The sequence below is a fragment of the Ruegeria sp. K11 genome, assembly GCF_056531905.1.
Genome location: NZ_JBQFMP010000019.1, coordinates 38,896 through 65,492, shown reverse-complemented (window position 1 = coordinate 65,492; position 26,597 = coordinate 38,896). Strand labels below are relative to the sequence as shown.

The 26,597-nt window shown below is 58.4% G+C and carries 23 protein-coding genes and 2 pseudogenes; 6 read left to right on the top strand and 19 right to left on the bottom strand.

The window, feature by feature from the left end:
- Positions 1–586 precede the first annotated feature (586 nt).
- Both ACR0K4_RS21060 and ACR0K4_RS21055 read left to right on the top strand, forming a co-directional pair.
- Positions 587–1,112 (top strand): annotated as a pseudogene (locus ACR0K4_RS21060) (transposase); the annotation flags it as partial.
- Positions 1,113–1,319: 207 nt separating this feature from the next.
- Entirely contained in the window at positions 1,320–2,000 is a 681-nt protein-coding gene (locus ACR0K4_RS21055; protein ID WP_480855631.1) for an IS6 family transposase, read from the top strand.
- Between the two features lie 114 nt (positions 2,001–2,114).
- On the opposite strand, the gene ACR0K4_RS21050 is transcribed toward ACR0K4_RS21055, so the two are convergent.
- The 6 genes from ACR0K4_RS21050 to ACR0K4_RS21025 are packed head-to-tail and all read right to left on the bottom strand — an operon-like array spanning position 2,115 to position 9,082.
- Entirely contained in the window at positions 2,115–3,788 is a 1,674-nt protein-coding gene (locus ACR0K4_RS21050; RefSeq protein ID WP_480855629.1) for an amidohydrolase, read from the bottom strand.
- 15 nt (positions 3,789–3,803) lie between these two features.
- A complete protein-coding gene (locus tag ACR0K4_RS21045; RefSeq protein WP_480855628.1) occupies positions 3,804–4,724 on the bottom strand; it encodes an oligopeptide/dipeptide ABC transporter ATP-binding protein in 921 nt (306 codons plus the stop codon).
- Positions 4,721–5,701: an ABC transporter ATP-binding protein gene (locus ACR0K4_RS21040; protein ID WP_480855627.1), complete on the bottom strand. Its 981-nt coding sequence runs from the start codon at positions 5,699–5,701 to the stop codon at positions 4,721–4,723. The genes ACR0K4_RS21045 and ACR0K4_RS21040 overlap by 4 nt, the downstream gene beginning before the upstream one ends.
- Positions 5,698–6,555, bottom strand: coding sequence for an ABC transporter permease (locus tag ACR0K4_RS21035; RefSeq protein ID WP_480522141.1), 858 nt, complete (start codon positions 6,553–6,555; stop codon positions 5,698–5,700). Before ACR0K4_RS21035 ends, ACR0K4_RS21040 begins: the two co-directional genes overlap by 4 nt.
- Positions 6,556–6,565: 10 nt before the next feature.
- Entirely contained in the window at positions 6,566–7,504 is a 939-nt protein-coding gene (locus tag ACR0K4_RS21030) for an ABC transporter permease (RefSeq protein ID WP_480855626.1), read from the bottom strand.
- Between the two features lie 15 nt (positions 7,505–7,519).
- Complete coding sequence (locus ACR0K4_RS21025; RefSeq protein WP_480522139.1) at positions 7,520–9,082, bottom strand: ABC transporter substrate-binding protein; 1,563 nt, start codon at positions 9,080–9,082, stop codon at positions 7,520–7,522.
- Between the two features lie 224 nt (positions 9,083–9,306).
- On the opposite strand from ACR0K4_RS21025, the gene ACR0K4_RS21020 reads away from it, so the two are divergent.
- Complete coding sequence (locus ACR0K4_RS21020) at positions 9,307–10,086, top strand: XRE family transcriptional regulator (RefSeq protein WP_480855625.1); 780 nt, start codon at positions 9,307–9,309, stop codon at positions 10,084–10,086.
- 234 nt (positions 10,087–10,320) lie between these two features.
- Here the strand turns inward: ACR0K4_RS21020 and ACR0K4_RS21015 are convergent, their stop codons facing one another.
- The 7 genes from ACR0K4_RS21015 to ACR0K4_RS20985 all read right to left on the bottom strand — a co-directional run bounded on the left by ACR0K4_RS21015 (position 10,321) and on the right by ACR0K4_RS20985 (position 17,551).
- Positions 10,321–11,664: an MmgE/PrpD family protein gene (locus tag ACR0K4_RS21015; RefSeq protein WP_480855623.1), complete on the bottom strand. Its 1,344-nt coding sequence runs from the start codon at positions 11,662–11,664 to the stop codon at positions 10,321–10,323.
- Position 11,665: 1 nt separating this feature from the next.
- Positions 11,666–12,847 carry a M20 aminoacylase family protein gene (locus tag ACR0K4_RS21010; RefSeq protein WP_480855622.1) on the bottom strand — a complete coding sequence of 394 codons (1,182 nt, stop codon included), beginning with the start codon at positions 12,845–12,847 and terminating at the stop codon, positions 11,666–11,668.
- Positions 12,848–12,922: 75 nt separating this feature from the next.
- Positions 12,923–14,449 (bottom strand): tripartite tricarboxylate transporter permease, encoded by a 1,527-nt coding sequence (locus ACR0K4_RS21005; protein WP_480855621.1) that lies wholly within the window; start codon positions 14,447–14,449, stop codon positions 12,923–12,925.
- 34 nt (positions 14,450–14,483) lie between these two features.
- Positions 14,484–15,011: a hypothetical protein gene (locus tag ACR0K4_RS21000; RefSeq protein WP_480855620.1), complete on the bottom strand. Its 528-nt coding sequence runs from the start codon at positions 15,009–15,011 to the stop codon at positions 14,484–14,486.
- 64 nt (positions 15,012–15,075) lie between these two features.
- Complete coding sequence (locus ACR0K4_RS20995; RefSeq protein WP_480855619.1) at positions 15,076–16,059, bottom strand: tripartite tricarboxylate transporter substrate binding protein; 984 nt, start codon at positions 16,057–16,059, stop codon at positions 15,076–15,078.
- Positions 16,035–16,862, bottom strand: coding sequence for a creatininase family protein (locus ACR0K4_RS20990; RefSeq protein WP_480855618.1), 828 nt, complete (start codon positions 16,860–16,862; stop codon positions 16,035–16,037). The genes ACR0K4_RS20995 and ACR0K4_RS20990 overlap by 25 nt, the downstream gene beginning before the upstream one ends.
- The gene (locus ACR0K4_RS20985; protein WP_480855617.1) at positions 16,859–17,551 is read right to left on the bottom strand and encodes an RraA family protein; all 693 of its coding nucleotides are present in this window, start codon (positions 17,549–17,551) and stop codon (positions 16,859–16,861) included. The genes ACR0K4_RS20990 and ACR0K4_RS20985 overlap by 4 nt, the downstream gene beginning before the upstream one ends.
- A gap of 119 nt (positions 17,552–17,670) precedes the next feature.
- On the opposite strand from ACR0K4_RS20985, the gene ACR0K4_RS20980 reads away from it, so the two are divergent.
- The 3 genes from ACR0K4_RS20980 to ACR0K4_RS20970 are packed head-to-tail and all read left to right on the top strand — an operon-like array spanning position 17,671 to position 20,998.
- The gene (locus ACR0K4_RS20980; RefSeq protein WP_480855616.1) at positions 17,671–18,369 is read left to right on the top strand and encodes a GntR family transcriptional regulator; all 699 of its coding nucleotides are present in this window, start codon (positions 17,671–17,673) and stop codon (positions 18,367–18,369) included.
- A 47-nt stretch (positions 18,370–18,416) separates the two neighbouring features.
- Positions 18,417–19,928, top strand: a complete 1,512-nt coding sequence (locus ACR0K4_RS20975) for a M81 family metallopeptidase (RefSeq protein ID WP_480855615.1) — start codon at positions 18,417–18,419, stop codon at positions 19,926–19,928.
- Between the two features lie 32 nt (positions 19,929–19,960).
- Positions 19,961–20,998 carry an AbrB family transcriptional regulator gene (locus ACR0K4_RS20970; protein WP_480522128.1) on the top strand — a complete coding sequence of 346 codons (1,038 nt, stop codon included), beginning with the start codon at positions 19,961–19,963 and terminating at the stop codon, positions 20,996–20,998.
- 373 nt (positions 20,999–21,371) lie between these two features.
- Here ACR0K4_RS20970 and ACR0K4_RS20965 read toward each other — a convergent pair.
- The 6 genes and pseudogenes from ACR0K4_RS20965 to ACR0K4_RS20940 form a co-directional block, all read right to left on the bottom strand.
- Positions 21,372–21,473 (bottom strand): annotated as a pseudogene (locus ACR0K4_RS20965) (ATP-binding protein); the annotation flags it as partial.
- A gap of 171 nt (positions 21,474–21,644) precedes the next feature.
- Complete coding sequence (locus ACR0K4_RS20960; RefSeq protein ID WP_480522127.1) at positions 21,645–21,956, bottom strand: putative quinol monooxygenase; 312 nt, start codon at positions 21,954–21,956, stop codon at positions 21,645–21,647.
- Positions 21,957–22,004: 48 nt separating this feature from the next.
- Complete coding sequence (gene aroE / locus ACR0K4_RS20955) at positions 22,005–22,862, bottom strand: shikimate dehydrogenase (RefSeq protein ID WP_480522126.1); 858 nt, start codon at positions 22,860–22,862, stop codon at positions 22,005–22,007.
- Between the two features lie 26 nt (positions 22,863–22,888).
- Entirely contained in the window at positions 22,889–23,944 is a 1,056-nt protein-coding gene (locus tag ACR0K4_RS20950) for an ABC transporter permease (RefSeq protein ID WP_480855613.1), read from the bottom strand.
- Positions 23,941–25,563, bottom strand: a complete 1,623-nt coding sequence (locus ACR0K4_RS20945; RefSeq protein WP_480855612.1) for a sugar ABC transporter ATP-binding protein — start codon at positions 25,561–25,563, stop codon at positions 23,941–23,943. The genes ACR0K4_RS20950 and ACR0K4_RS20945 overlap by 4 nt, the downstream gene beginning before the upstream one ends.
- Entirely contained in the window at positions 25,563–26,516 is a 954-nt protein-coding gene (locus ACR0K4_RS20940; RefSeq protein ID WP_480855611.1) for a substrate-binding domain-containing protein, read from the bottom strand. Before ACR0K4_RS20940 ends, ACR0K4_RS20945 begins: the two co-directional genes overlap by 1 nt.
- Between the last annotated feature and the right edge of the window lie 81 nt (positions 26,517–26,597).

Below are 26,597 nucleotides of genomic sequence, written 5' to 3'. Positions count from 1 at the left end.
CCCTCGGCCACGTATTTCTCGACGCTCGCGCGGCCAATGCCCTGCCCTGCGGCGGTAATCAGCGCTTTCTTTCCGGCCAGACGGCCCTGTGCTTTGGTCATGTCGTCTCTCGATCTCTGTTCCTCAGAATCAGCGCCGCAATCCCCGGCGCGCTTGCGAGCATTTTGTCTTTGGGCATGTTTGTCTGCTACGGCGCCGCGCCTAACCGTGCAGAGCCTGATTCCTCCGCTTTTCGTTCATACATAAATCATTTATTTATTTATAAATCAACATTGACTTTCCATTCTGAGCTGAGGGATGGTTCAGGAACTCGTTCCAAGCGTTGCAAAGGGAGAAAACTGTGGCTGAAATAGTGGAGAAATGCGGTGCACCAATTCTTGGAAAAGCCTTGATATTATTTAATTTTTATCACCCCAAAGCGAGAGTTTACCGCAAGGTGATATCGCGCGTGCACACTGGATCGGTCACAAAGTGAAATCTATCGATTGGGTAATTCCCCCGAAAATTAGGGGTGTGCGGAAGTAGAATTTTCTCGAAGCTGAATGAGAAGGTTCTGATGAAGAAATCGAAGTACAGCGACGCGTAGATTGTGGCGATCCTGAAGCAGGCAGAGAACGGTTTGCCGGTTGCAGATTCGTGTCGCGAGCATGGAATGAGCACGGCGAACATCTATAAGTGGCGATCCAAATATGGCGGGGTGGATGCCAGCCTGATGGCGCGTATGAAAGAACTTGATGAAGAGAACAAGCGGCTCAAGAAAATGTATGCTGAGAAGAGCATGCAGAACGATCTGCTCAAGGAGGCGCTTGGAGAAAAGTGGCAAGGCAGTCTCAAAGAAAAGAGATGGCCGAATGGGCTGTTCGCTATCGATCAGCCAGCATTGCTTTGGCGTGCCGGGCCTTCAGCATCAACGAGACTTGCAATCGGTATCAGCCGAAGCTCAGTGGTGAAAACGAGTTGATCGCCGATTGGCTGGTCAGGCTGACGACGGCGAAGAAAACGTGGGGCTGGCCATTGAGGTCGACTTCTCTTTACCCTCAGAGCGCGTTGTCCGCACACTGAACCAGATCATTGCATGGCGGGGCAAGACGTTCGCCATTCGCGTGGACAACGTCCTATGTGGAGAAGAACTGGCTGCTTAGACCAGCAGGTCCTGGAGCATCCGCCAATCGAGCGCCTTCTGGAAGTTGCAACGCCCAAAATGCGCCCTGTGACCCGGCGGGCATGGCAATCGGGTTCTGGTGCAAAGCTTCGGCTGTTGACGCGCTTGAGTTCAGCGTGCGGGTGGCTTTCGGTCCCAACTAGTCGAAAGTCCGCTCATGATCTCCTTTAAGGGCGCACAATATCCCAAGGATTTGATCCTCTTTGCTGTATTCTTCTACCTTCGATACGATGTTTCATACCGGGATCTGGAAGAAATCACGTCCGAGCAAGGCGTTGCGGTAGATCACACTACGCTGAACCGTTGGGTGACAAAATACGCTAGTGCAATTGCCGATGTTGCTCGCAGGCCAAAGAGACCGTTCGTCCGCTTCTGGCGAGTGGACGAAACGTATATTAAAGTAAAGGGATCATGGGTTTACCTCTACCGAGCGGTCGACAAACACGGAAAAACTCTCGATTTCATGCTTTCACAACGCCGAAACAAACCGGCCGCTACAAAGTTCTTCGCCCGGATGTTGGAGGTGAATGGTCTACCGCGAAAGATTGTCATCGACAAAAGCGGAGCCAACTCAGCTGGTATCAAGGCGATCAACAAAATGCTGAAAGGCTTTGGCTGCCCGATCCCGATTGAGATGGTGAGGCGGAAATATCTGAACAACATCAAGAAACAAGACCATCGTTTCATCAAAAAACGCATCCGGCCAATGCTAGTGTTCGAGGCGTACGCCTCAGCGGCGGCAACCCTCAATGCAATCGAAGTGGCGCACATGATCCGCAAAGGTCAAATCACACCCGGAGTCTGTCCGTTTCGGCAATTTGTAGAACTGGCGGCATAAGCCGCAGGTTCGGTGTCAACTCTTTGTTCAGTCAGAAGCTTCGCAACAGATCCGTAGCTATTCACTCCCAGCGTTCTTGGGCGTCAACAGTCAAAAGTTTGCGACATATCCGGTTCACTTAGCTTCGAACGGTTGCATATTCGCCTTGCGTTCACATGCGCCGCCCTGTTCAAAAACAAGCTTCCCACACCTATAGGTCCGCGTGACCAAAATCTCTTTTATGCGTTCGGGTGCCAGCAGCGGGTTATGAGACAACACTGTCAAATCGGCCATCTTGCCGGGTTCAATCGATCCGCGTTCGTTTTCGAGAAAGACCTGCCAGGCCGCGTCGATCGTCTGTGCCTTAAGCGCTGACATCACGGAAATCCTCTGATCCTGCCCCAGCAACCGCCCGGAGGCCGTCAGCCGGTTCACCGCGCAATGGGCCAGATGCAGGGGTCGCGTTGGCGTAACCGAAGCGTCATTGTGCAGGGTGAACCGCACACCGAACCGTTCCGCCGATCCGGCGGGGGTCAGGCGGTTGGCGCGTTCGGGGCCCATGATCGTGTCGTAATGCCGATCGCCCCAGAAATGCACATGAGCCGAGAAGAAACTGACCGTCATGCCAAGTCGGGCCATACGCTGTAGCTGATCGTCGCGCAGCACCTGCCCGTGGATGACCGTGTGCCGATGATCGTTGCGCGGGGAGTCGAGTAGTGCAGCCTCAACTGCATCGATGAACATTTCGGCACCGGCGTCGCCGTTGCAATGGCAATGGACCTGAAAGCCAAGCCTGTGCAGTCGAACAACCTCAGACCGGAACAGGTCGGGGTCCATATAGGGCATGCCATTTGGACAATCCGACTTGCGAACGTCGTGATAGGGTTCACTCAGAAATGCAGTTTGTAACTGGAACGAACCATCCGAGAACAGCTTGCGCGGTCCGGTGCGGACATGCGGGGTGTCTTGCCAGTCCACCTCGGCCCGTCCTTCGGACAACGCGGGTTCCAGTTCCGCGATGGGCAACAGCATCAGGCCGATGCCCGGATCACCCTGCGCGGCCAGCGCGGCGAAATGCTCCAGTAACTCGGCATTGACCCAGGCATTCTGGGCAAAGGTCACACCATGTTGCAGATACTCGTCACGGGCGGCGGCGCATCCTTGCAGGAAACGCACACGGTCGATCAGGAAACAGGTCTCGCCCAGCGGTCCCATCGCAGACAGACCTTCGATCAGGCCGGTCAGCTCTCCGGTCTCGGGGTCGCGATCAAAACGCCCTCCGACCGGGTCTGGTGTATGCGCGTCGGCCCCCAGAAACGCCAGCGCGGCCGAGTTCGCAACGCCGTTGTGGCCCGAGGCGTGGATGACCCACACCGGATGATCGCGTGACACCGCATCCAGCTCGGCGCGGGTGGGCATCCGGCGGTCGGCAATGGCGGTGTTGTCGAACAGAACGCCCATGATCCACTCGCCCTTCGGGGTCTGACGGGCGCGGTTGGCCAAACGGCGCAGGGCTGTGGGAATATCCAGACAGTCGCCGCGTGGCGGTGCGGACAGATCCACCCGGAACAGTTCGACAAAGCCGGAATCGGGGAAATGCCCGTGCGGATCGATAAACGCGGGCATCAGGGTTTGTCCCTGCAGATCAACCTCTTGCGTATCCGCAGGCATCCGGGCGCGCAAATCCTCTTCGGCTCCGACCGCAGTGATCTCGCCGCCCCGGGTCAGCACAGCCTCACACTCCGGGTTTTGCGCATCCATGGTCAGGATCGGGCCGTTGAAAAACAGTTTGGCTTCCGGGTTGGTCATTGGGGTCTCGTCATTTCAAAATGGTTTCAGACAGCGCAAACCGTGGCCATCTGCCTGTTCCCAGACGGGGGTCTGCATGCAGATATCGCCGGCCACCGGGCAGCGCTCGCGGAACTCGCAGCCCGAGGGGCGCTTGAGCAAGCTGGGCGGTTCGCCTTTCAGCGCAATTCGCTCCAGCCGCGCGTCGGGGTCGGGTTCGGGGTTGGCCGATAACAGGCAGCGGGTATAGGGGTGGCGGGGGGTGTCAAAGATTGCCTCGGTCGTGCCTTCCTCGACCAGCCGGCCCAGATACATGATGCCCATGCGGTCCGCCACATGGCGCACCACGTTCAGATTGTGGGTGATGATCACCATTGCCAGCCCCAACCGCTCGCGCAGGTCGTTCAGCAGGTTCAGCAATTCGCCCTGAACCGACACATCCAGCCCTGCGGTGGGTTCATCTGCCAGGATCAGGCGCGGTTCCAACGCCAGCGCGCGGGCCACACCAACACGCCGCGCCTGCCCGCCCGACAGCTGGTAAGGGTAGCGATCCGCAAAATCCGCAGGCAGGTTGACCATTTCCAGCAGCCGCCGCGCCTCGGCCCGCAGGTCGCGGTCTTTCAGGCCCTGAATGCGGTAGGGTTCGGTGATCAGACTGCCGATGGTCAGGCGCGGCGATAAGCTGCCAACCGGGTCCTGAAACATCATCGCGATGTCCTTGCGCAGCGGGCGCAGCGCCCGTTCCGGCAGGCCGCGTATTTCCTGCCCGTCAAACCGGACATTGCCAGCCTGCGCCGGGGCCAGCCCTGCAATCGCGCGGATCACCGTGGTCTTGCCCGAACCGCTTTCACCCACCAGCGCATAGGTTTCGCCCTGATCCACGCGAAAGCTGACCCCGGCCAGCACATTGACGCGGCCATAGCTGGTTTGCAGGTTTTCGACCTCAAGCAGGCTCATGTCGCGGTCTCCGCATGGTTCAGCCAGCAAGCGGCCAGATGGCCTTGCTGCACCTGTTCAAGCGGTGGGACGTCGCTGGCGCAGCGTGACATGGCCTGATCGCAGCGGTCACGGAAAATGCAGCCGCCGGGCAGATTAGCCAGATCGGGCACCTCGCCCGGAATAGTCGGCAACACGCGCGCTCGGGTCTTGATATGGCCCGGATCGCAGTCGATCAGACGGCGGGTATAGGGGTGTTTCGGGTGGTGGAAAATTTCACGTACCTCGCCGCTCTCCACAACGGCGCCTGCGTACATCACCACCACCCGATCACACAGCTCTGCGATCACCCCGAGATGGTGCGAGATAAACAGGATCGCGCAGCCGAAATCCTGTTGCAGGTCTTTCAGCCGCTCAATGATCTGCACCTCAAGCGTGGCGTCCAGTGCTGTTGTGGGTTCGTCGGCAATCAGAAGATCGGGTTCTGACATCAGCGCCATGGCAATGGCGATACGCTGCCGCATCCCGCCCGAGAACTCATGTGGGAACTGCGCCAGCCGGGCCTCGGGGTCCGGAATGCCGACGGCACCCAGCATCTTTGCGGCCCGCGCGCGTTTTTCGAATTTCGACGCGCCCGAGCGGTGCTGGATGTCCAGCATCTGCTGCCCGATGGACAGCACCGGGTTGTGGGTCTGCATCGGGTCCTGAAACACGATCGAGATATCGTCACCGCGGAGCGCCCGCATCTGGCGTTCGGATAGCGACAGCAGGTTTTGCCCTTTGAACCGGATTTCGCCCTGCCGGAACCGCGTATTTGGTGCGGTCAGGCGCAGGATCGAAGAAATCAGCGTGGACTTGCCGCAGCCGGATTCGCCGACGATGCCCACGATCTCGCCCGGTTTGATGTCGAACGAGATGTCGCGCAGGGCTTTTAGATCACCCCGGACCGTCTCGTAATCGACACTGAGGCCGTCAATTTCCAGCAAAGGGGTGCTCATCGCTGTTTCCTCAGTTTGGGATCCACCACATCGCGCAGGGACTCGCCCAGAAAGGTAAAACCCAGCGTGGCCAGAATGATCGGCAGGCCACCGGCCACGACCAGCCACGGGGTCTGCCGGATCAATGCGTATCCGTCCTTCAGCAGCGATCCCCAGCTTGGCGTCGGTGGTTTGACCCCCAGACCCAGAAAGGACAGCCCGGCCTCAAGCGCGATCACCGTGGGGATGTCCATCGCCGCCAGAACCGCCAGCACGCCGATGATATTGGGCAGCATATGCACCCCGAGGATGCGGAAGATGCTGGCACCCATCGACCGCTCGGCCAGAATGAACTCGGAATTGCGCAGGGTCAGAGTCTGCGTGCGCGCCACCCGCCCATAAGTGGGGATCGAGGTCGCCATGACCACAAACACCACCGTTTGCAGGCTGGGCCCGACCAGCGCGACCACCGCAAGCGCGAACATCACCGTGGGGAACGAGCGGATGGTGTCAAAGAACAGCATCAGCAGGTTATCCAGCCATTTCGGCCCATAGCCCGCAATCATCCCCAGCGTCAGCCCGATTACCATCGCACCGAATACCGCAGGCAAAGCCACTTTCAGCGCCACCTGCCCGCCCATGATCACCCGGCTGAACGTATCGCGGCCCAGCTGGTCCGTGCCCAGCAGATGCTCGGCCGAGGGGCCTTGCAACCGGTGGGTCACGTTCAGCGCAACCGGGTCATAAGGTACGATCCAAGCTGCAAACAGGGCGCAGAACACGATGGTGCCGACGATGATCAGCCCGGCAAGGCCCAGTGGATCGCGGGCCACCCCGCGCAGAATGGTGGACAGTTCTGATCTCGGTTTGGTCATCCCTGCCCCCTCAGCCTGCCGTCCGCGCCCGCGGGTCCAACCAGGCATTGATCAGATCCGCCAAAGCGGTCGACAGAACAAACAACGCGGTCGACACCAGGACCGAGCCCATGACAATCGGATAGTTCCGCGTGGTAATGGAATCGATCACCAGCTTGCCCAACCCGGGGCGGGCAAACACGATCTCAGCAAACACGGCCGAACTCAGCAGGAATCCCATTCCCACGCCGATCACGGTGACAACCGGCAGGATCGCGATACGCAGGGCATAGACCATGACGATCCGCCGCTCGCGCAGGCCAAAGGCGCGCGCGGTGCGGATATGGCTTTCGCCCAGCACCTCAAGCATCGAGGCGCGCACCAGCCGCGCGATATAGCCGACCCAGCTAAGCCCAATGGCAAAAGCCGGGAGGGCAACGTGGTAAAGCCTGTCGACAAAGCCGTCACCCACTCCGATGGCGGGAAACCACTGTAGGTGGACAGCGAAGACCAGCAACGACAACAAAGCGATCACGAAGGACGGGGCCGCCACGAAGCTGACGGAGACAGCCGCTGCGAACCGGTCGATCAAAGTGTTGGGGTGGGCCGCCGCGTAGGCCCCCATTGCAATCCCCAGCACGGCCGACCACAGGATTGAGGCAAAGATCAGTTCCAGCGTGAACGGCAATTGCTGAAACACGATCTGGGTGACAGGACGACCCGAAAATACGTCAACGCCCAGATCACCCTGCAGCAGGTTGCCATAGAAAATCAGCAACTGGTTCCAGATCGGCTGGTCCAGCCCCAGCTCAGCCGTCAGCCGCGCCTGAAGTTCGGGCGTGGCACGCGGGCCCAGCATGATCTGGACCGGATCGCCGGGCACCGCGCGGATCATCAGAAACATCGCGGTGACGGCAACCACAAGGATCAGGGCCGCAAGGGCGAACCGTCTAAGGACATAAAACGCCATTGCGGCCCCACTTGATCAGGATTTGCCGAAATACCGCAGCAGCGTGGTGCCATCGGGCCGCAATGCAGGTACAATCCGCGAGGTGTGGATGATCGGTGTCGCCTCATGGGTGATGAACCGATACGCACCGCTTTCCTCCATCAGATCCTGCGCGCGTTGGTACATCTCGGCACGCTTGGCCAGATCGGTCTCACGGAAGGCTGCGTCGTGGACGGCATCGAACTCTTCGCTGCGGAAGCGTTCCCAGTTCCAGACACCTGCCTGTTCGGTGGTGAACCATGCGGTCGCGTAATAGGGGTCCGGGGTCATCGAGAACCGGTTCAGGATCAGTTGCAGATTCTCGTTGTCACCACTGGCCCAGAACGCCCCTGATTCCAGTACATTCACCTCAACCGTGATGCCGATTTGACCCAAGGTTGCCTGAATGATCTGCGCAATGGTGCTGTAGGTGGTCTTGTTCAGGATATCCAGCGTCAGGGTCACATTGGTTTCACCGGATTCCGCCAGCAATTCTGCCGCTTTGGCAAAATCGGCCTGCGGTGGCACCAGACTGTTAGTGCGGTTGCCGGTCAGCCCCGGCGCGATGATCCCGGTTGATGGCTCAGCCGCCCCGAAATACGCCGCCTCAAGAATGGTCGGTACGTCGATGGCATGCTGAATCGCCTGCCGCAGCTTCTTGTTTTGCAGCTTGGGGTGATCCATGTTCATGCCCAGCCAGACATAGTACAGCGACGGGTTCTCGATCAGCGTCCCACCATTGGGCACCCCTGCCCGATAACGTTCGACCGAACCCAGCGACACTCGTGTCAAATCCAGTTCACCGGCTTCAAAGGCGATCTCGGCGGTATTTTCATCGTCGATCGGCAGGATTTCTATTGTATCCCAGGCCGGAGCATCCCCTTTCCAATCGGGGTTGCGGGTCAGAACCGTCTTTTCCTTCGGGTTCCAGGCCGACCGCAGATAAGGACCAGACTCTGCCACCGGATCGGTGCCGATACGCCCGCCCGCGGCCTCGACCGCCGCTTTCGACACGATATTGCCGGTGATATAGGGCAACGCAATGGACCAGAGCGGTGCAAACGGATCGTTCAGAACGATGGTTCCTTCCCGTTCGCCCGTCACCTCGACATGGCTGAGCGGGCCCATATCCGGCTTGTTCGGGCTGCCGGTGGCCTCGTCAATAATCCGCTCGAACGAGAACTTCACGTCCTCCGCCGTCATCGCGCCGAACCCGTTGGTAAATCCGATATCATCGCGCAGCGCGAATTTGATATGGGTCGGATCAGCCTGTTCGATCATGGCCGCAGCATCCAGTTGCCAATCCCATTCTGTGCCGGGTTTATACTGGATCAGCTTGTTGTAAATCGGGGCCTGAATCTGTTCGTCACTCTGACCTTCGGAATGCGCCGGGTCCAGCGTCTGCATGTCACGATACGAACGGATGCGCAGAACCCCATCTTCTGCCGCAATCGCCCGCCCCGGCCAAACGCCAGTGAGCGCCGAGCTTGCACCTAATGCGGCGGCCGTTTTCAGAAATCCGCGCCGATCCAGCGGCGCTTGCATCCATTTCATTTTCATGTCGTTCTCCCTTTGGCTTTCCGGGCCGTGCTGTGTGCAGCGTGGGACCAAACCCCGCATCCGCTATTCTGCCGCTTTCTGATTGCATACGCATGACACCCGGTCTCATGCGCAGCTTTAGGGCAAATAACCACGATCGAGGGGCATGTTGAAAGTAAGCGAGTTTATGCTAGTGTATGTATGTTTACGCACAACTGCAGCAACTAGTGTAAGAAGCAAGACCAATGGCCGAGGATTTTTCAAAAAACCTGCGGGCGCTTTGCGCGCGCTTTGCCAGCATATCAGCCGTCTGCCGCGAGATCGGAATCAACCGCCAGCAATTTAACCGGTATTTGAACGGTGGCGGGCTGCCTTCGGCCTTTAACTTGCGCCGTATCGCTGGGTTTTTCAGCATTGCCGAGGCAGAGCTACTGCTGCCTCATGACACGTTTCATGCAAGACATATCCGTCAAAACAAGGTTACGCGCCGTGTTCCGGAACAGCTGATCGGCGACGTGTTTCGGGATCAGGCCCGGGGCCTGCGCCGCTATTTGGGGTTTTATCACGGGCATTTTCGTACTCCCACGTGGGAGGGCGGTATTCTGCGAACCCTGATCTGGCTGCGGGAACAGGATGGTTATGTCGTCACTCACAGTTTTGAACGCGCCACGGATGCCAATGGCAACATCCGACAGCGGACACGTTACTCAGGTCTGGCCGCATATCGCGGCAACCGGATCTACATTTTCGAACGCGCTTTCAGCGATGACGGGTTTTTGTCCGAGACCATTCTTTATCCGGCCCATCGCCAACAGATTGTTCATATCAAGGGATTGACCACGGGCGTGGCGACGCGGCCTCGACTTGCACCGTTTTCGTCCCCGACTATCTGGAAGCGCATCGGCAATGCAACCTCGGCGCGCGATGCGGTCAGCAAAACGGGTGTATATCCGACCGCCAGTTCCAGGATCGAACCCCAGATCAGACGGTTTTTGACAGAGAACGAGGGGACGTTGCTGAGGTGACCGGCTCATTGCGCAGGCATCGAATGCAAACTCTAGGCTTTAACTTCAAACTCAGGAGTCAGTTAATCACATCGTCACAATGCTTGAATTGACGGGCTGCACAGGAGGGGTTAGCTCCAGCCAGAACATCGTAGTACGCTCCCGCCATAATCGAACAAGTACCAGCGACATACACTAGTTCTGAAGGTGTAGACGCCCCCGCCATTCAATGAAACTTGTACGGATCTGGTGATATCAGCGAAATAAAGGTGTGAGCGCGTCCAACGAACTCAAGCTCGCGATGCCTTGCAAGCGGTCGTATAGGTCACCGGCATTTTCATGACCATCTATGCAATCGAGGAATTTCTCTCGTTTTTGCGACTCAGAAAATGGTTCGGTGATGCTGCCTTTTGGATTTCGCCGAACCCGCTCGACCTTTGATCCATCCGTGAGTGTCACGGTCAGGATATGTGGTAGAAAGTCCTCGGCTGCTTCTTCCTCTGCTGTGTAGTGGGTCATCTTTATGCGATCCAGCAGCGGTTCCTCCGCATGGGTCGCCACCCCTTCCGGGGTGAAATCCGTGACGCTCAACCGGCCCGCCCGCACCGCGCGCGCGATGCAATAGGACATCGAAAACCGGGCTTCCATTTCGTTTTCGGGATGCGTGAACGGCATGTTCCGAAAGTTTGCTTTGCGCACTTTGACCGTGATGTCAGCAATGTTCTCGGGGTTGGTCACCCCTTCGTCCCGCAGATCCAGCGCCATGTCGATGGCCATATGGCTTGAGCCGCAACAGGGGAACCGCTTTGGCATGACACCGGCGGTTTCGATATAATGGGGCATGTCTGGGACAATGTCGAGATCGCCGTATCCACGAGGGTCTTTGCCGCCCAAAAGCTCAAGAAACCCCTGCCCGCGTTCAATGATATCAGCGTGCCCGGACAGGCCAGCCCGCGCCAGACGGGCGGCCTCGATAGCATTCTTTGCGCCCATGCCCGCGTGGAATGGTTTGACGGGCGCTCCGAACTGGGCCTTGCTGCCCGAGGCGAAGCTGGTAGCCAACGACATTGCGTGCACGATTTGCGCGCGGTCAAACCCCATCATCGAAGCCACGCCAGCCGCCGTTCCGATGGTGCCGATTGTCGACGTGCTGTGCCAGCCAGCTGTGTAATGAGAGGGGACAACACCCGCACCAATCAGGCCTTGAACCTGCAACGCGACCAGATAGACCTCAACAACCTGTGCGCCGGATGCGTTGAGTTCGTCACCGATTGCCAGCAAAGCCGGAACTGAAACCGCCGAAGCGTGGCTGAGCGCGGGTCGGAAATTGTCGTCGAAATCCAGCGCATGAGCCGCGGTTCCGTTGATTGCAGCGGCAATTGCGGCGTCCGACCGCCCGCCGCCAATGAACCGCGCGGGGCCGTCGCTGGTCGACCCCGACAAATAGGCCTGTCGCACGCTGAGGGTCGCCGGGTCGTCGCGCCCCAGATACATGCATGCAACCGTGTCCGTGATCGCATCGGCTGCGAGGGCACGTTGACGTTCTGTCGATTGGTACGAGACGCACCAATCCGCGATACGTTCCAGAACGGTGCTCATATCAGTTGGGCATGCTGGTCGGGGCCAGCACGTTCTCGACGACCTCGGCAAACCACGCCGCGCCGACGGGCAGAACATCATCGTTGAAATCGTAACGCGGATTGTGCAGCGGCACGGCCGTCTCACCGGGTTTGGTGGTGCCGATCCGGGCAAAGCAACCGGGGCGCGCTTGCGCCAAAAAGGCAAAGTCCTCGCCGCCCATCGCAGGAGGGCGCTTTAGCATCACATTGTCGCCGCCAACAACGGCAATGGCAGCGTCCATGCCAAAATCAGTCGGCGTGTCCGCGTTTATCACGGGCGGATAGCCGCGCCGGTAATCGACGGCAACCTCGGCTCCCATCGTTGCCGCCGCGTTGCGGGCAACCTCGGAAATCAGCCTTTCGAATTCGTCCTGAACCTCGGGTGTCAGGCTGCGGGCGGTGCCTTGCAGTTCGGCCACTTCCGGTATCACATTGCCTGTGGTGCCGGCATGAAACTGCGTCACCGAGATCACGCCGTTTTCCAGTGGATCGATCCGGCGCGAGAGGATCGTCTGCAGAGACAAGGCAACCTGCGCCCCGGCGATCAGAGGGTCAACGGTGTGATGCGGGCGCGCGGCGTGTCCACCCTTGCCTGTGACCTTGATCGAAAACCGGTCGGACGCAGCCATTGTTGGGCCTTTGACCACGCTCATCACACCTTCGGGCAACAAAGGGTCGTTGTGTTGGCCAAACACCATGTCAGCAGGAAATTTCTCGAAGAGACCCGCATCAAGCAGGCTTTTGGCCCCGGCCAGCCCTTCCTCGGCGGGTTGAAAGATCGCATGAACCGTTCCAGAATATCGGCGCGTCTGCGACAGGTATTTCATCGCACCCAACAGCGTCGCGGTATGCCCGTCATGGCCGCAGCCATGCATGACACCCGGCACGGTCGAGGCCCAGGGCGCGTCTCCCTGATCTTCCATCGGCAGCGCGTCCATGTCGGCTCGCAAGGCTACGGCCCGGTTGCCGTCACCTGCGCGCAGAGTTGCGACGATGCCGGTCTCTGTCAGGCGTTCAAACGGGATGCCCCATTCCGTCAAGTGCCGGGCGACGAAGTCCGAGGTCTCGAACTCCCTATACCCCAGCTCGGGGTGGGCATGGAGATGCCGGCGCCAGCTGGTCATTTCACCGGCAAAGGTGGCGATTTCAGAAGGTATGGCCATAAGAAACCTCATGCATGGAAAAGGCCCTGCCCTCTGCCTGTGTGCGATGGCAGAGGGCAGATGCTGTGTTTGGGATCAGTCGTCCTGAATGGCGGCAAGCGCCTTGTTCATCCGGGCTTTTCTAATCCGCATGATGATCATGATCACCGTCAGGATCAGGATCGTCAGCGAAATCGGGCGCTGGAAGATAATCCAGAGGCCGTCATTGGCAAGCAGCTGGGTCTGACGCACCGCACGCTCCATGCCGCCGCCCAGAAGCAGGGCGATCATGAAGGCGGGGATGTTGTAGTTGTAGCGCCGAAACAGATAGCCGAGGACACCGAACAGAACCATGATCCACACGTCGAACAAGGACGAATGCAGCACATAAGCCGACGAGACCGAAATCATCAGGATCAGCGAATAGGTAATCCGCGCAGGCACCGCCAGAATGATCCGCCCGATCATCGGGCTGAACCAGAAACCAACAACAAAGTAGGCGACGATGCAGAACAGCCCGGCACTGAACAACGCATAGATCAGGTTGGCATCTTCGGTGAAGACCTGCGGCCCAACGGTGATGCCGTGGATCAGCATCGCACCGGCCAGCAACGCCGCCTGTGTCGACCCGGGAATACCAAGCGTCAGCAACGGGATCAGGTTCGCGCCGGACGTTGCATTATTGGCTGCCTCGGATGCTGCAACGCCTTTGACTTCACCATTGCCCCATTCATCATCGGGCTTTGCCTGCCGTCTGGCCTCGCCGAAGGACAGGAACGACGCAACCGAGGCTCCGATGCCGGGGAACATACCGACCGAGGCTCCGATGAACATCGACCGCACGATTGTCGGCAGAACCCGTAGATAATCCGCAAAGCCGAAAGTATCGTCGGGTTTGCTGACTTCGTTCTTTTGGTTCTTTTGATCCTTGTGCGAGGTCGCACCAAAATCCCGTACGTCAAAGCGGTGGAACACTTCTCCAACCACAAAGATACCGATCAGCGCCGGAACCAGCGGCAGACCATCCATCAGCGGCAACTGATCAAAGGTCATACGCAGGTTGCCCGAGATCGGGTCGAACCCGACCAAGGCCAGAGTGATGCCGAACAAGGTGCTGATGATACCTTTGATCATCGATTCACCAATGATCGACGAGATCACCACAAAGGCCAGAATATAGATCGTCACCAGCTCGGGCGGACCGATTTTCACGGCGTAAACGGCAAGGTAAGCCGCGCCAAAGATCAGCAGGCATTCCGAGAAGAAGTCGCCCGTTGCCGACGCCGCCGTGGCGGCACGCAACGCCTTTACCGGGTATCCCTTCCGCGCCAGCGGATGACCTTCGATCATGGTCGCAGCCGCGGAAGGGGTCCCGGGAGTGTTGAAGAGAATTCCGGGGATCGAGCCGCCGAAATCCGATGACTTTGAGATCGTATACATCAGGATCAACGCGATCAGCGGATCCAGATAGAACGAAAAGGGCAGAAGCAGAGCAACAGCCGTGGTACCGCTGAGGCCGGGCACGGCACCGACGAGAATACCCGCAACCGAGCCGATGATGGCAACAATCACCGCGCTGGGGCTGGTGATGAACGCCGACATACCTTCCAGGAATGGAGACATATTCTAGGTCCTTTTGATCGGTCTTCGGATGCGTTCAGAACGCAGCAAAGAAATCGCGGCGCCATGTGGGCACCTTGTCGTTCAACCCGGTCGAAATCAGCGCGCCATCGCCTTCGGTGATCCCGAGGACAAAGAAGAACAGAAGGTATGACAACAGGGTGAAACACACCGCAATCGTTGCCTGCTTGCGACCGAATTCTCCGGTAAACAGGCTGACCGCGACAAAGCCCACGATGGTAGTGGCGATGATGTATTCGGCGGTCCAGAAGAGGATCGGATAGGCACAGCCCACCAGCCCAATCAGAACACCGCGCCGTGTCATGAAAGGAAAATAGGCATCCGGGTCCTCGCGCTCTTCCAGACTGGCACGTGCAGCGGGCGACAGGATGACCACGGCCAGCAAGATGACCGACAGGACGATGATGGCCAATGCAAAGGCCACTCCGCTGTCCTGCGCAATTCCGGCCAAGCCACCAACGGACAGCAGATCATACGCGCCCGCCAAAAAAACAACGATCATGAAGAGTCCGAACAGGATCTCGCCATCAAGCCACTTAGGCATCTCTCTCTCCCTATTTCCGTTGACCGAAGGCAGCGTACTGCCTCCGGTCCTGATCAAGATGCTCTTACAGCGAGCCTGCGACCGCGTCGGTCGTCGGGCGCCATGCGTCCATCAGCGTTTTCATGTGCTCATGGGTTTCTGCACCATCCATGAACACGACATTCAGGTTCGCGTTCTTGACTTTTTCCTGCGTCGCCGGGTCATCGATGGCGAATTTGAACGCGGCGGTCAGTTCCTCGATCACCTCGTCGGGGGTGTCTTTGGGGGCAAGCACGAGGTAAGGTGCAGGCATGGCGACGAACTCGGTATTCTGTTCGGCGAAGGACAGCATATCGGGGGCCAGACCATCGCGTTCTTCAGCCATGACACCGATTGCGCTCATGGTGTCGAGGTTGGCCAGATAGTGGTGCGTGCCAACTACGCCAAAGGCCACCTGATCGCCGATGATCGCAGCACGGGCCGGGGCGCCGCCTGCAAACGGGACGTCCTGCACCTTGTCCTGCAGATCATTGGCCAGCAGCCAGCTGGTCATGGCGACATCGGTGATCGAGCCTTTACCGGTATGGGCCCAGCGAAGCTGTTCGCCTGCCGCGTCCGCGTCCAGAATGGCTTGTTTCAGATCGGCAACCGAGTTCAGGTTGCGCGCCTTAGGGGCAACAACGGCCAGGTTCGCCACGGCCACATGCGCCACTGGTTTGAAGTCGTTCAGAACGTCAACGCCGGTTTCCTTGACCATCGTTGCGATCATGGCCGAGCCCGAGATCATCACGACGGTCTGGCCATCAGGCTTTGCAGGTTTGGTGAATTTCAGGCCAATCAACTGGCCCGCACCCGGACGGTTCGCGACGACGATGGGCTGGTTATCCAGCGCTTCGGTCAAAGCCGGCGCAAATATGCGGGACAATGTGTCAAGTCCGCCGCCGGGTTTTGCGCCCACAACGATAGTGACCGGCCCGTTCGGGAAGTTGTCGGCGGCCATTGCCGCACCGGCCATTGCGGCCAGCGCGATTGTCGCGCTTGCGGCTACGCTTTTAAGTGTTCTGTACATGGTGTTCTCCCTTGATTGGTATGCGCAGAATTGAGGTTGAAGTAAGCATCCACAAAGCGGGTCAGCTTATGCAGAATGTCGTCGAAGAAGATCTTGCCTGCCTCGGCACTGAACGGCACGTTTTCACCGTTGATTTTTGCGTCTTCGCTGATGTCCTCAGCATAAACGGGCAGGTTTACGTCGAGATCCTCGAACTTGCCCTGATGCATCGAGACAAGGGGGATTCCGTTCATCTCGCCTTTGCCTTCACGATGCACGTCCTGCTGCGGGGGGCAGTCATCGGGGAACAGATAGCGGCTGAGCGAGCCCATCGGCTCGGTCCCGTGGCCTTTGGCGCGAATACCGAGTTCGGGCTGCGCACGGTTCCACACATCATCGTCGAACTTGCCCCAGACATTAACCGACGGAATGATGATGCCGTGCTTGGCACGCGCCAACCGAAGCTGATTGGCAATGATCCCGGAATTGCCGCCATGCCCGTTCAGAACGAGAATATTCCGAACGCCGTCCCGAATGAGACCGTCCACAATCTCCGAGAATACGGCGGCAAATGTCTCGGCAGACAGGGCGATGCCTGCAGGGGCGTTCTGAAAATAGGTGGCATGACCAAAAGGCAGCGTTGGTACGGTGATGCAACCTGTTTTCTTTGCCAGACGCTTGGCCAGTTCATCGACCAGCCGGTAATCCCCCATGGGCGTAAAACACCCGTGCGGTTCCGTCGACCCAACCGGGATCAGAAAGGGCTTGTCGGCGGCGACGGCTGCGCGGGCGTTCAGAATGGTGGTTGCTGCAAGATCAGTCATTGCGCTGTCTCCACGGTCACGGCGTATTGCGCCACAAGATCGTCGGCACCGGACAAGGCGCCAAGCGTTGCCCCGGCCTTCATGTCCGCACGGCGCTGGGTGCTTGTGTCCTCTTTTGTCGCCGCCGCTTTGGCGAGCTCTGCGGCTTGGGCGCGGGGGATGCAGATCACTCCGCTATCGTCGGCCATGATCAGATCGCCCGCATGAACCACAACGCCGCCACAGTTGACGGGCAGGTTCAGGCTACCTGCGGGGCCGGTCCGACGCGTGGTGATGGGCGAAACACCGTCGGACCAGACCGGAAAGTCATGTTCGCGGATTTCGTCGGGATCGCAGATCGGGCCATCGACAATGGCACCCGCCGCGCCCGCCTGCACCAGCCCATAGGCTACATTGCCACCAAGACAGGCCAAACGGGTATCCCCTGCCCGGTCGATCACGACGATGTCGCCGGGACGCACCCGTCCCGACGCATAATGCAACAGAGTCGAATCCGGCGTGGGCAACCGCAGCGTCACGGCTGTTCCCATGATGCGTTGGTCGGACTGGCGCGGCGTGATGCGGTGATGATCCAGAAAGCCGGTCCAGGTCAGATGACCGACCGTTGCAACCGAAACACCGGACAGCATCGACAAGATTTCGCCGTCGATCTGGTCCGGCATGGGGGCTATGTCGTAGTGTCCAATCATATGTTCGAACATTTCTATTATTTCGATGATCTATAAATTTGTAGCAGAAACATAATTATCGGTCAACAATTTCAAATTCGACTATTTTCTAATGCCCGATCACATGTTAAACACAAGGAATGCGCACAGATATTTTGCCCACCTCCGCGACCTCGACCGCCAAAGAACCGATAACGAACCGAATTTATGATTCGATTCTTGAGGACATCCGGTCGGGAAAGCTTGAACCGGGGCAAAAGCTGAAAGTGCGCGAACTAACATCCGAGTACGGCGGCTCCACCGGATCCTGCCGCGAAGTCCTGAACCGGCTCGCGGGCGAGCGATTCGTGCAAACCAAAGGCATGACCGGTTTCAGCGTCCGCGATCTGTCAGCCGAGGATCTGGTCGAAGTGCTCGATCTACGGGACCAGCTGGAATCGCAGGCCTTCGTTCAGGCGATCCAGCATGGGGATACCGAGTGGGAAGAACGCATGGTTCTGGCGTTTCACAGGCTGGAACGCGAGCGCGCGCGGGAAGGAACCTCGTTGATCGAGCGGGAGTATTTCCACCGGGAATTCCATCTGGCCCTGATCGGCGCACATACCTCGGAATGGCATCAGTTCTTCATTCGGACACTCAGCCTGCATTCCGAACGATACCGCCGGATTCTGCTGCCCAAGAGGATATTCGAACCCGAATACGTCCAATTGGTTGATGAAGAACACGCGCAGATCATGGGTCTGGCGATGGAACGTCGCGCCGAAGAAGCGGCCGCGGCACTGAAGAAACACCGCTCAAGATCCCGAACAGACCTGCTTATCGCACTGGAAGGTCGCTGACCTTGGGCCCGACCTGTCCAAACCCCGCACAAAGTGAAGCCTGACGTATGACCCTGCCCCGTATCGCCCTGATCCATTTCCATCTGGAAAGCAATCGTGCCGCACCGATAACTGCGCGCGCGGATTTTGCCGCTCAACGCCTTGCCATCGGCACAGACTTCGCTCGCGACCTGGCGGAACGACCTGCCCTCGCCTCGGCCGGGATCAGAGGGTTCCAAGAGGATTTCGGGCCGTTTGACCCCGTGCCGGTCTTCGCGGCATTCGCAGGGGCTGGCGGCATGATGGACGGCCCATTCTTCGACGAGTTGTTGCAAGCGGTGCATGACCAGCTTCCGGCCGACGTCGATGGTGTCTATCTGGACGCGCACGGGGCCTGCATCGCAACCAACGACGAAGACCCAGATGGGACTCTGATCTCCCTGATCCGCAAAATTGTCGGGCCGGGTGTCCCGCTGGCGGTGACGCTGGACTTACACGCCCATGTCAGTCCGGCCATGATTGAGGGCGCGGATTTCATCGCCGCGTATCGGACCAATCCTCATGTGGATCAGTTCGAACGGGGACAGGAAGCAGCCGCTGCAATGAAACGGCTGCTGAACGGAGAAAAAACAGGCCGTGCCTTGGTCCGCCTGCCCTTTATTCCGCCGTCGACCACGCAGGATACGACAGGTGGGCCATATGGGCGGCTTATGAACCAAGCGGTGACACAGGCCATCGGCCCGATCTGGAACGTGTCATTATGCGCAGGCTTTTCCGTCGGAGATTCGTCGAAGGCCGGTGTGAATGTCACGGTCACGGCGGATACCTCTGCGATCGCGTTAAAAACCGCGCGCGCTATCGGACAGGCGTTTTGGGACGCGCGCCATGAGTTCCGGATCAACCTGACCTCAATCGACGATTCTGTTCGCCTGATGTCGGATAGGGGCACCGCTCGTATTTATGCAGACGTGGCGGACAACCCGGGCGGCGGAGGTCGCGGCAACACGTTGGCCATATTGCAGGCCATGCTCGACGCAGGGGTTGAAAACGCTCTGGTCGGGATGCTCTTTGACCCCGAGCTCGCCGCCGAGGCAGCGGGACATGGCGAGGGCGTAAGATTTCAAGCCCGGTTCAACCGGTCCGAAGCCGATACGCAATCGGGCCATCTGACAGCCGATGTCGACGTCGTGAAACTGGCCGATGGCCCGGTCGATTGCAGACGTGGCCTTTATGCGGGCGGGCGGCAAGACCTTGGCCAATGCGCCCTTCTGCGGTGCCAGGGTGTGCTGATCATGGTCACAAGCATTCGTCGCCAATTGTGTGAACCCGCATTCGTCGAGCGTTTCGGGCTGAACATCGCCGATTTCAACACAATTGTCGTCAAATCCCGCGGCCATTTTAGGGCCGGTTTCGACGAGTATTTCACGCCTGACCACGTTGTGGAAATCGACGGCCCGGGCCTGACCTCTCCGGAGTTGTCCCGAATAGACTTCAAGAAGACACCGCGCCCTATTTACCCGATTGATCCGGGTGTGGAATGGTCTTCCGAGTCAGAAGAGTGTGTCACCGGAAGAAGCTGACCACCTGCACCCACTTTATTGAATGGTAGAACATGCGCCACTACAGCGGGAAAATCGTTGCACTTTCCATAGGCTTAGTTGGCGCAGGCTTTGCTACGAGCATCGGGTTTCCTCTTCCATGGATGCTGGGATCAATGATCATGGTTACGATTGGCGCAATTGCTGGCGCGCCCGTTCAGGCTCCAATCAAATTGCGAAAGGTCATCATGCCAATCATTGGCGTGATGCTGGGCTCTGGATTTCACCCCGAGATTTTCGAGCAGATTTCTCAATGGGCCGTCACAATCGCCGTCATCCCGATTTTTATCGTGCTGGCGTTTTCAGTTGCTTTCGCCGTGTACACCAAGCTTGGTCAGTTTGATCCTGTCACTGCGTATTTCTCGTCGGCACCTGGCGGATTGAATGACATGATGCTGATCGGTGCGGAAGCCGGAGGTGTCGAACGACGAATTGCGCTGGCTCACGCAAGTCGGGTGCTGATCGTTGTTTCTGTTGTGTCGTTCATATTCTGGTTCTTTTTCGATGTTCGCTCGACGGGTCAAACGTCAAAAAGCGTAGCTTTTGAAGACCTGAATCTAGCCGACTATGGCATACTTATCGCCTGCGCTGTGATCGGTGCCTTGGTTGCCCCGAAGTTGAAACTCCCCGCAGGTCCCGTCATCGGCCCCATGATTCTGTCATCGATCGTGCATCTCACGGGCCTCACCGGAAGCGCTCCACCTACGATGGCCGTCAACCTTGCCCAGCTTGTAATGGGAACCGTTGTCGGATGCAGATTTGTCGGCGTGCCGCTTCGCGAAATATGCCGGGACATCGGTTTGGCCACCATCTCCACAACTGGCATGATGATAGTCGCGGTTCTTTGCGCGTGTTTTGTGACCTGGCAGACAGGTATGGATCTGAAACAGACACTTCTGACGTTTGCGCCTGGCGGATTACCTGAGATGAGTCTGTTGACGCTAGCGATGGGCGCTGATGTGGCGTTTGTCGCAACCGCACATATCATTAGGATTCTTATTGTTATCGCTGCTGCCCCAATTGCATTTCAAATCTTCAAAGCAAAGATCTAACTGACTCAGTGTCAGAATCCTTCGGCATTGGTTTCAACTAGCCAATGACGTACCTATCAAGTTGGACTCTATTCTTCGGTAAGCACAAAGAACCGTCCATACCGTATGCTGACCTCTCGTTGTACTTTCAATCAACGAAAGTAGCTTTGAATAATCGCGACCTAACTTTCAGCCTGCCTTGATGGTCCAGGTGGTCCAGCCAAAAGCCATATCTAACAGCCTCCAACGTTGTCCACGGCGATGAGAAAGACGGCCATTTGGCGGAGCAAAAGTTGTCCACTGTTTGGGTTACCGGTGCCTTGGCAAACCCGCTCCCAAATAGCTGGCGGTTGCCAAGGCGTCTTGGTCCGCCGGGACCAATCTATTCTGTGCCTTAGGAGTTCTGCCGCGCCTTGCTCTGTGCGAAACGACAGCTTCCTCCGTTCGTCTCCAGGATGCTGATATGGTGGGTCAACCGGTCGAGCAAGGCACTGGACGCCGGTTCAACACGTTCGAGGCTGTGCCAGCCGAAACACAGGCATGGCGCGCAATATCGACCATCGTCGGATTCTTCATCAGTCCCTTCCCTAAGAGAATCTCTTTTTAAAACCTTTCAATACGATTTTCTGCGACCCTCCAGACACAATCAAAGCGCCGGATTAGCAGATCATCTGGCGGAGTCGGCGGTTGAGATCATCGACATGAGGCGCAGTTTGCGAAGCTCGAATACCGTGTCCCTGGCATCGGACAGCACCTCAAGATGCGGAGAAGCGTTGTGTTTGTCCCACTCCGCGCGGTTCGCCCAGTTTTCATAATACATAAACTCGGCCGGATCCTCGTTGTCCTGATGCAGCCAATATTCAATACACCCCGGTTCCTGACGGGTAGGTTCTAACAGACCCATCAGGATAGATCTGGTTTCTTCAATCTGACCGTCAATGGCCCGGATATGCGCGACGACCGTTAGCTGTTCCGACATGTTTTTCTCCTGCTCGAAATCGTAACGTTGAATAGTTTGGGATAGCCGTTACAGAACCTGTTCCAGGCGGTCCCGCATGGGGGCCTTGTCGGGACTGACGCCGGTCCAAAGCTCGATGCCATAGCGCCCCTGTTCGATCAGCATGTCCAGCCCGTCGATGGTGCGGCACCCAAGGTCTGCGGCGCGCTTGAGCAAAGGCGTCTGCGGCGGATTGGGCACCACATCGATCACCAGCGCCGAGGACGGAAGGCTGTCAAAATCCAGCGGAACAAGGGCGTCGGCATCCGGATACATGCCAATCGAGGTGGCATTTACGAAAACATCCGTGTCCGCGTCCAGTTGGATGGTGCTGACCAGTGGTCTGAATTCGGCAGTGAGCCCCGTGGTCTGCGCAGTCAGTTCATCGGATTGCAGCCGGGCCAGCAGGTCCTGCCCCCGCGCTGTGTCCCGATTTACGACCGTCAAATGCCGCACACCGGCCAAGGCCAGTTCCACCGCGATGGCGCGGGCCGCGCCGCCTGCGCCCAGCATCGTAACCTTCAGCCCCTGCGGCGACACCACATCCTGCAACGCCCGAACCAAACCGCGCCCATCGGTGTTTTCGCCTATCAGGCGATCCCCCTTGCGCACAACGCAGTTGACTGCACCGATCAATGACGCGGACGGGGCAATCTGATCCAGACAATCCATCACGGCGATCTTGTGCGGCATGGTGCAGTTGAACCCGGCAAACCCCATGGCGCGCAGCCCCTGAACCGCAGCGGCCAGCCCGTTTTCATCGACCTCCAGCGTCAGATAGCGCCACGGCAGGTCGTGATGGTCAAAGGCCGCCTGCACCATCGGTTCGCTGGGATTGTCCCACACCGGTTTGCCGATCACGCCGACAAGGTCTGTTTTGAATTTCATTCTTCTCTGGCTTCCCGTTGGCGCGATCAGCTACTGCGGCTGCGCGATTTGATGTATGTGTCGAAGGCAACGGCGGCGACGATGATGATGCCGATCACGATCTGCTGCCAGAACGGTTTGACGTTCAGCATGACCAGCCCGTTGAGCAGAACCCCGATCAGTAACGCCCCCGCCGCGGTCCCCAGAACCGAGCCGACGCCGCCAAACAAACTGGTGCCGCCGATGACCACCGAGGCGATCACGCGCAATTCGAACCCGACGCCCGCCACGGCCTCGGCCGAGTTCAGGCGCGCGGACAGGACAAATCCGGCCAGCCCGGCGCAAAAGCCGGTGATTGTGTAGACACTTGCGATGACGAACTTGACGTTGATCCCCGACAGCCGCGCCGCCTCGGGGTTTGCGCCCACGGCGTAGATACTTCGGCCGTAGCGGGTGTAATTCAGAACATACCACGCCAGAATCGTACCGCTGACGAACAGGACCACTGGAACGGGAACGCCCGCAATATCGCCCCTACCCCACCAGCGATATCCCGCGTCAAAGCCGCTGATCGGTCCGCCATCGCCCACCAACAGAGTAATGCCCCGGAACAGCGACATGCCGCCCAACGTCACAACAAAGGGCGGCACGTTGAACACAGTAGTCGTGACCCCTTGCAACAGCCCCGCAAGCGTTCCCACAAGGATGGCCGCCGAAAAGGCCCAGAACCACCACAGCGCCTCCTGATCTCCGCCGCCGAGGGAAAAGGATTCCGTTTGCCCGCCCGTCACAAGCGCCGCGCCGACAATCCCTGCGGCGGCCAGGGTCGAGCCGACCGAAAGGTCGATCCCGGCGGTCAGGATCACGAAGGTCATGCCGATGGCCAAAAGGCCGAAAATTGACACTTCGGTCAAAATGTTCAGGATGTTTCGGGTCGACAGGAACCGCTCATTATACGAGGTGAAGACGATCACCAGCAGCACCAGAAAGATCAGCGGGGCCAGTTTCGCCAGCACGCCCGCCCAGTCAATCGGTCGGGCCTCGTTTTCCTGCTGAACGGCCGCCTTGGCACCGGTGTCTCCTTGTCTGGTGTTGTCGCTCATGGCCGGGCTCCTGCGGAAATTGGGGTCTCGCTCGGCAGGGTCTGCACGGGCGTCATGCTTTGCATCAGGGTTTCTTCGGTCGCATCCTCGCGCCGGAACTCACCGGTGATCCGGCCCTCGGACATGGTCAGAATCCGGTCCGAGACGGTCAGGATTTCCGGCAGTTCCGAGGAAATCACGATCACCGCCGTGCCCCGGTCGGCAAGGTCAAACAGAATGTCATGAACCTGCGCCTTGGATCGCACGTCGATCCCGCGGGTCGGCTCATCCACGATCAGGATTTTGGGGGCCTTGGCCAGCCAGCGGGCGATCAGGGCCTTTTGCTGGTTGCCCCCGGACAGTTTGCCGATCGCCTGCCGCGCGCCCGAGACCTTGATGTCCAGCTTGTCCCTGCTTTCTTCGAAAAGCCGGTTTTCTGCGCCCAGGTCGAGATGTCCGAATTTGCTGGACAGCTCGGCCAAGGACGCGATCGATATATTGTGGTTCACGGGCAGATCCAGAAAGCAGCCCTGTTTCTTGCGGTCCTCTGTTACCAGCCCCAAGCCGGCGTTGATGGCTTGCCGGGGGCTGTCGATCTCGACCGGCTGACCGTCCACAAGAATCTCACCGGACTGACGCCCGTCCGCACCAAACAACATGCGCACCGTTTCCGTGCGCCCCGCCCCCACAAGCCCGGCCACCCCAAGGATTTCACCGTATTTGGCCTGCAACGAGACCTCGTGCACCATCGTGGCGTTGGGATCGCGCAGATTGGGAATGCTGGTCAGGTCACGCGCCTCGAGCGCAACCTCTCCGCCCGTCGCAGCGGTGCGTTTGGCGAAAATATGTGAAAATTCGCGCCCGACCATGGAATGAATCAACCCGTCCTCATCGGTGTCCGTGACGTTGCCGATGTCGACAAGCTGCCCGTCGCGCAGCACGGAGTAGCGGTCGCAAATGCGAAACACCTCGCCCAGACGGTGGGTGACATAGATGACGCTGATATTCTGACGCTTCAGCTCCAATACGATGTCCAAAAGGCGATCCACCTCGGACCCGCTGAGCGCGGCGGTCGGTTCGTCCATGATGATCAGTTTGGAATCAAACGACAAAGCGCGGGCGATTTCGACCATTTGTTGCTCGGCCACGCTCAGGCTGCTCACCAAGCGCGAGGGCGAAATAGTCAGGCCGATCCTGTCCAGCGCCCGTTTTGCATCGCGATGCATCTGACCATGACGGATGCCGAAGGTACCCCTTGGTTCGCGACCCAGAAATATGTTTTCCGCAACCGAGAGCGGCGGGATCAGGCTGAATTCCTGATAGATCGTGACGATCCCGGCCTCACGCGCTTCCAGCGGGGTTTCAACTTGCAAAGCGGCGCCGAACAGCGCGATTTCACCGCTGTCGGCGGGCTGTGCACCGCTGAGGATATTCAACAGGGTGGATTTTCCGGCCCCGTTTTCGCCCAGCAGGGCATGGACTTCGGCCGGCCCCACCTCAAGCGACACACCATCAAGCGCAGTCACGCCGGGAAAGGTTTTAGTCAGGTCGGAGATACTCAGTATCGGGTCTGCCACGATCCGCACCTTGTCAGTTGACGACCGCATGCGGGCGGCGACGCCCGCATGCGGTCTGTGCATTACTTGATTTCACCGTAACGTTCGGCTTCTTCCAGGTTGTCGGCAATAATCATGCGGGGGATGATAAGGTTCACCTGTTCTTTCGGGCGTGTGCCGTCGGTCACAAAGGCATTGACAATCTGCACGGCAGTGCGTGATTGCAGGCCAGGGAACTGGTCGACCGCACCGGCCAGCCCACCTTCGCGCACCGCCAAAAGCGCCTCGGGGCCCGCATCAAAGGCGATGATCTTGACCTTATCTTCTGCTCCAATCGACCGCAGCGCTTCCAGCGCGCCCAAGCCCATTTCGTCATTGGCTGCGACGATGACATCAGGCAACTCAGGCAGACCGGTCAGGATTGCGTTTGTGACACTCAGGCCCTGATCCCGGCTCCAGTTGGCGGTTTGTTCAGCAACGATTTGATACTTATCGCTCAGCGGATCCAGAACATTGTGCAATCCCTGATTTCGGTCAATGGCTGGGCTGGCACCCGGTTGGCCCTGAAGGTTTACGACTTGCGCACCATCGGGGAATTGTTCCACGACCCATTGCCCCTGCGCCTCGCCACCAGCCACATTGTCGGCACCCACATGAGCGAGCAAACCGTCGACATTGTCGACACGACGGTCGATTGTTACGACCGGGATACCTTCGTTCACCGCATCTTCAATAACTGTCGCCAACGCGTTTACATCATTGGGGCTGATGATGATCCCATCAACACCCTGCACAATCGCGTTCTCGACATCCGCTACCTGTTTGGGTGATTCATTACGTCCGTCCGCCTCAATAATAGAGATGTTTCCGATGTTCTGGGCTTCATCATTGATACTGTTTTGCATGTGCACAAAAAACGGAAATTGAAGCGAGGGCATGGACGACATGATCGTCATGTCTTCGGCAACTGCGGGCGCGACACCGCCCACGGCAAGCGCTGTCGCCAAAATCAAACTTTTAACGTTGGAATATTTCATCTGTTTCCTCCTCCGAGTACCGCGACGTTTGAATCGGACGCTGGTCTCATTTTTGACTTTTGCATACAAAAGTTGTAATTT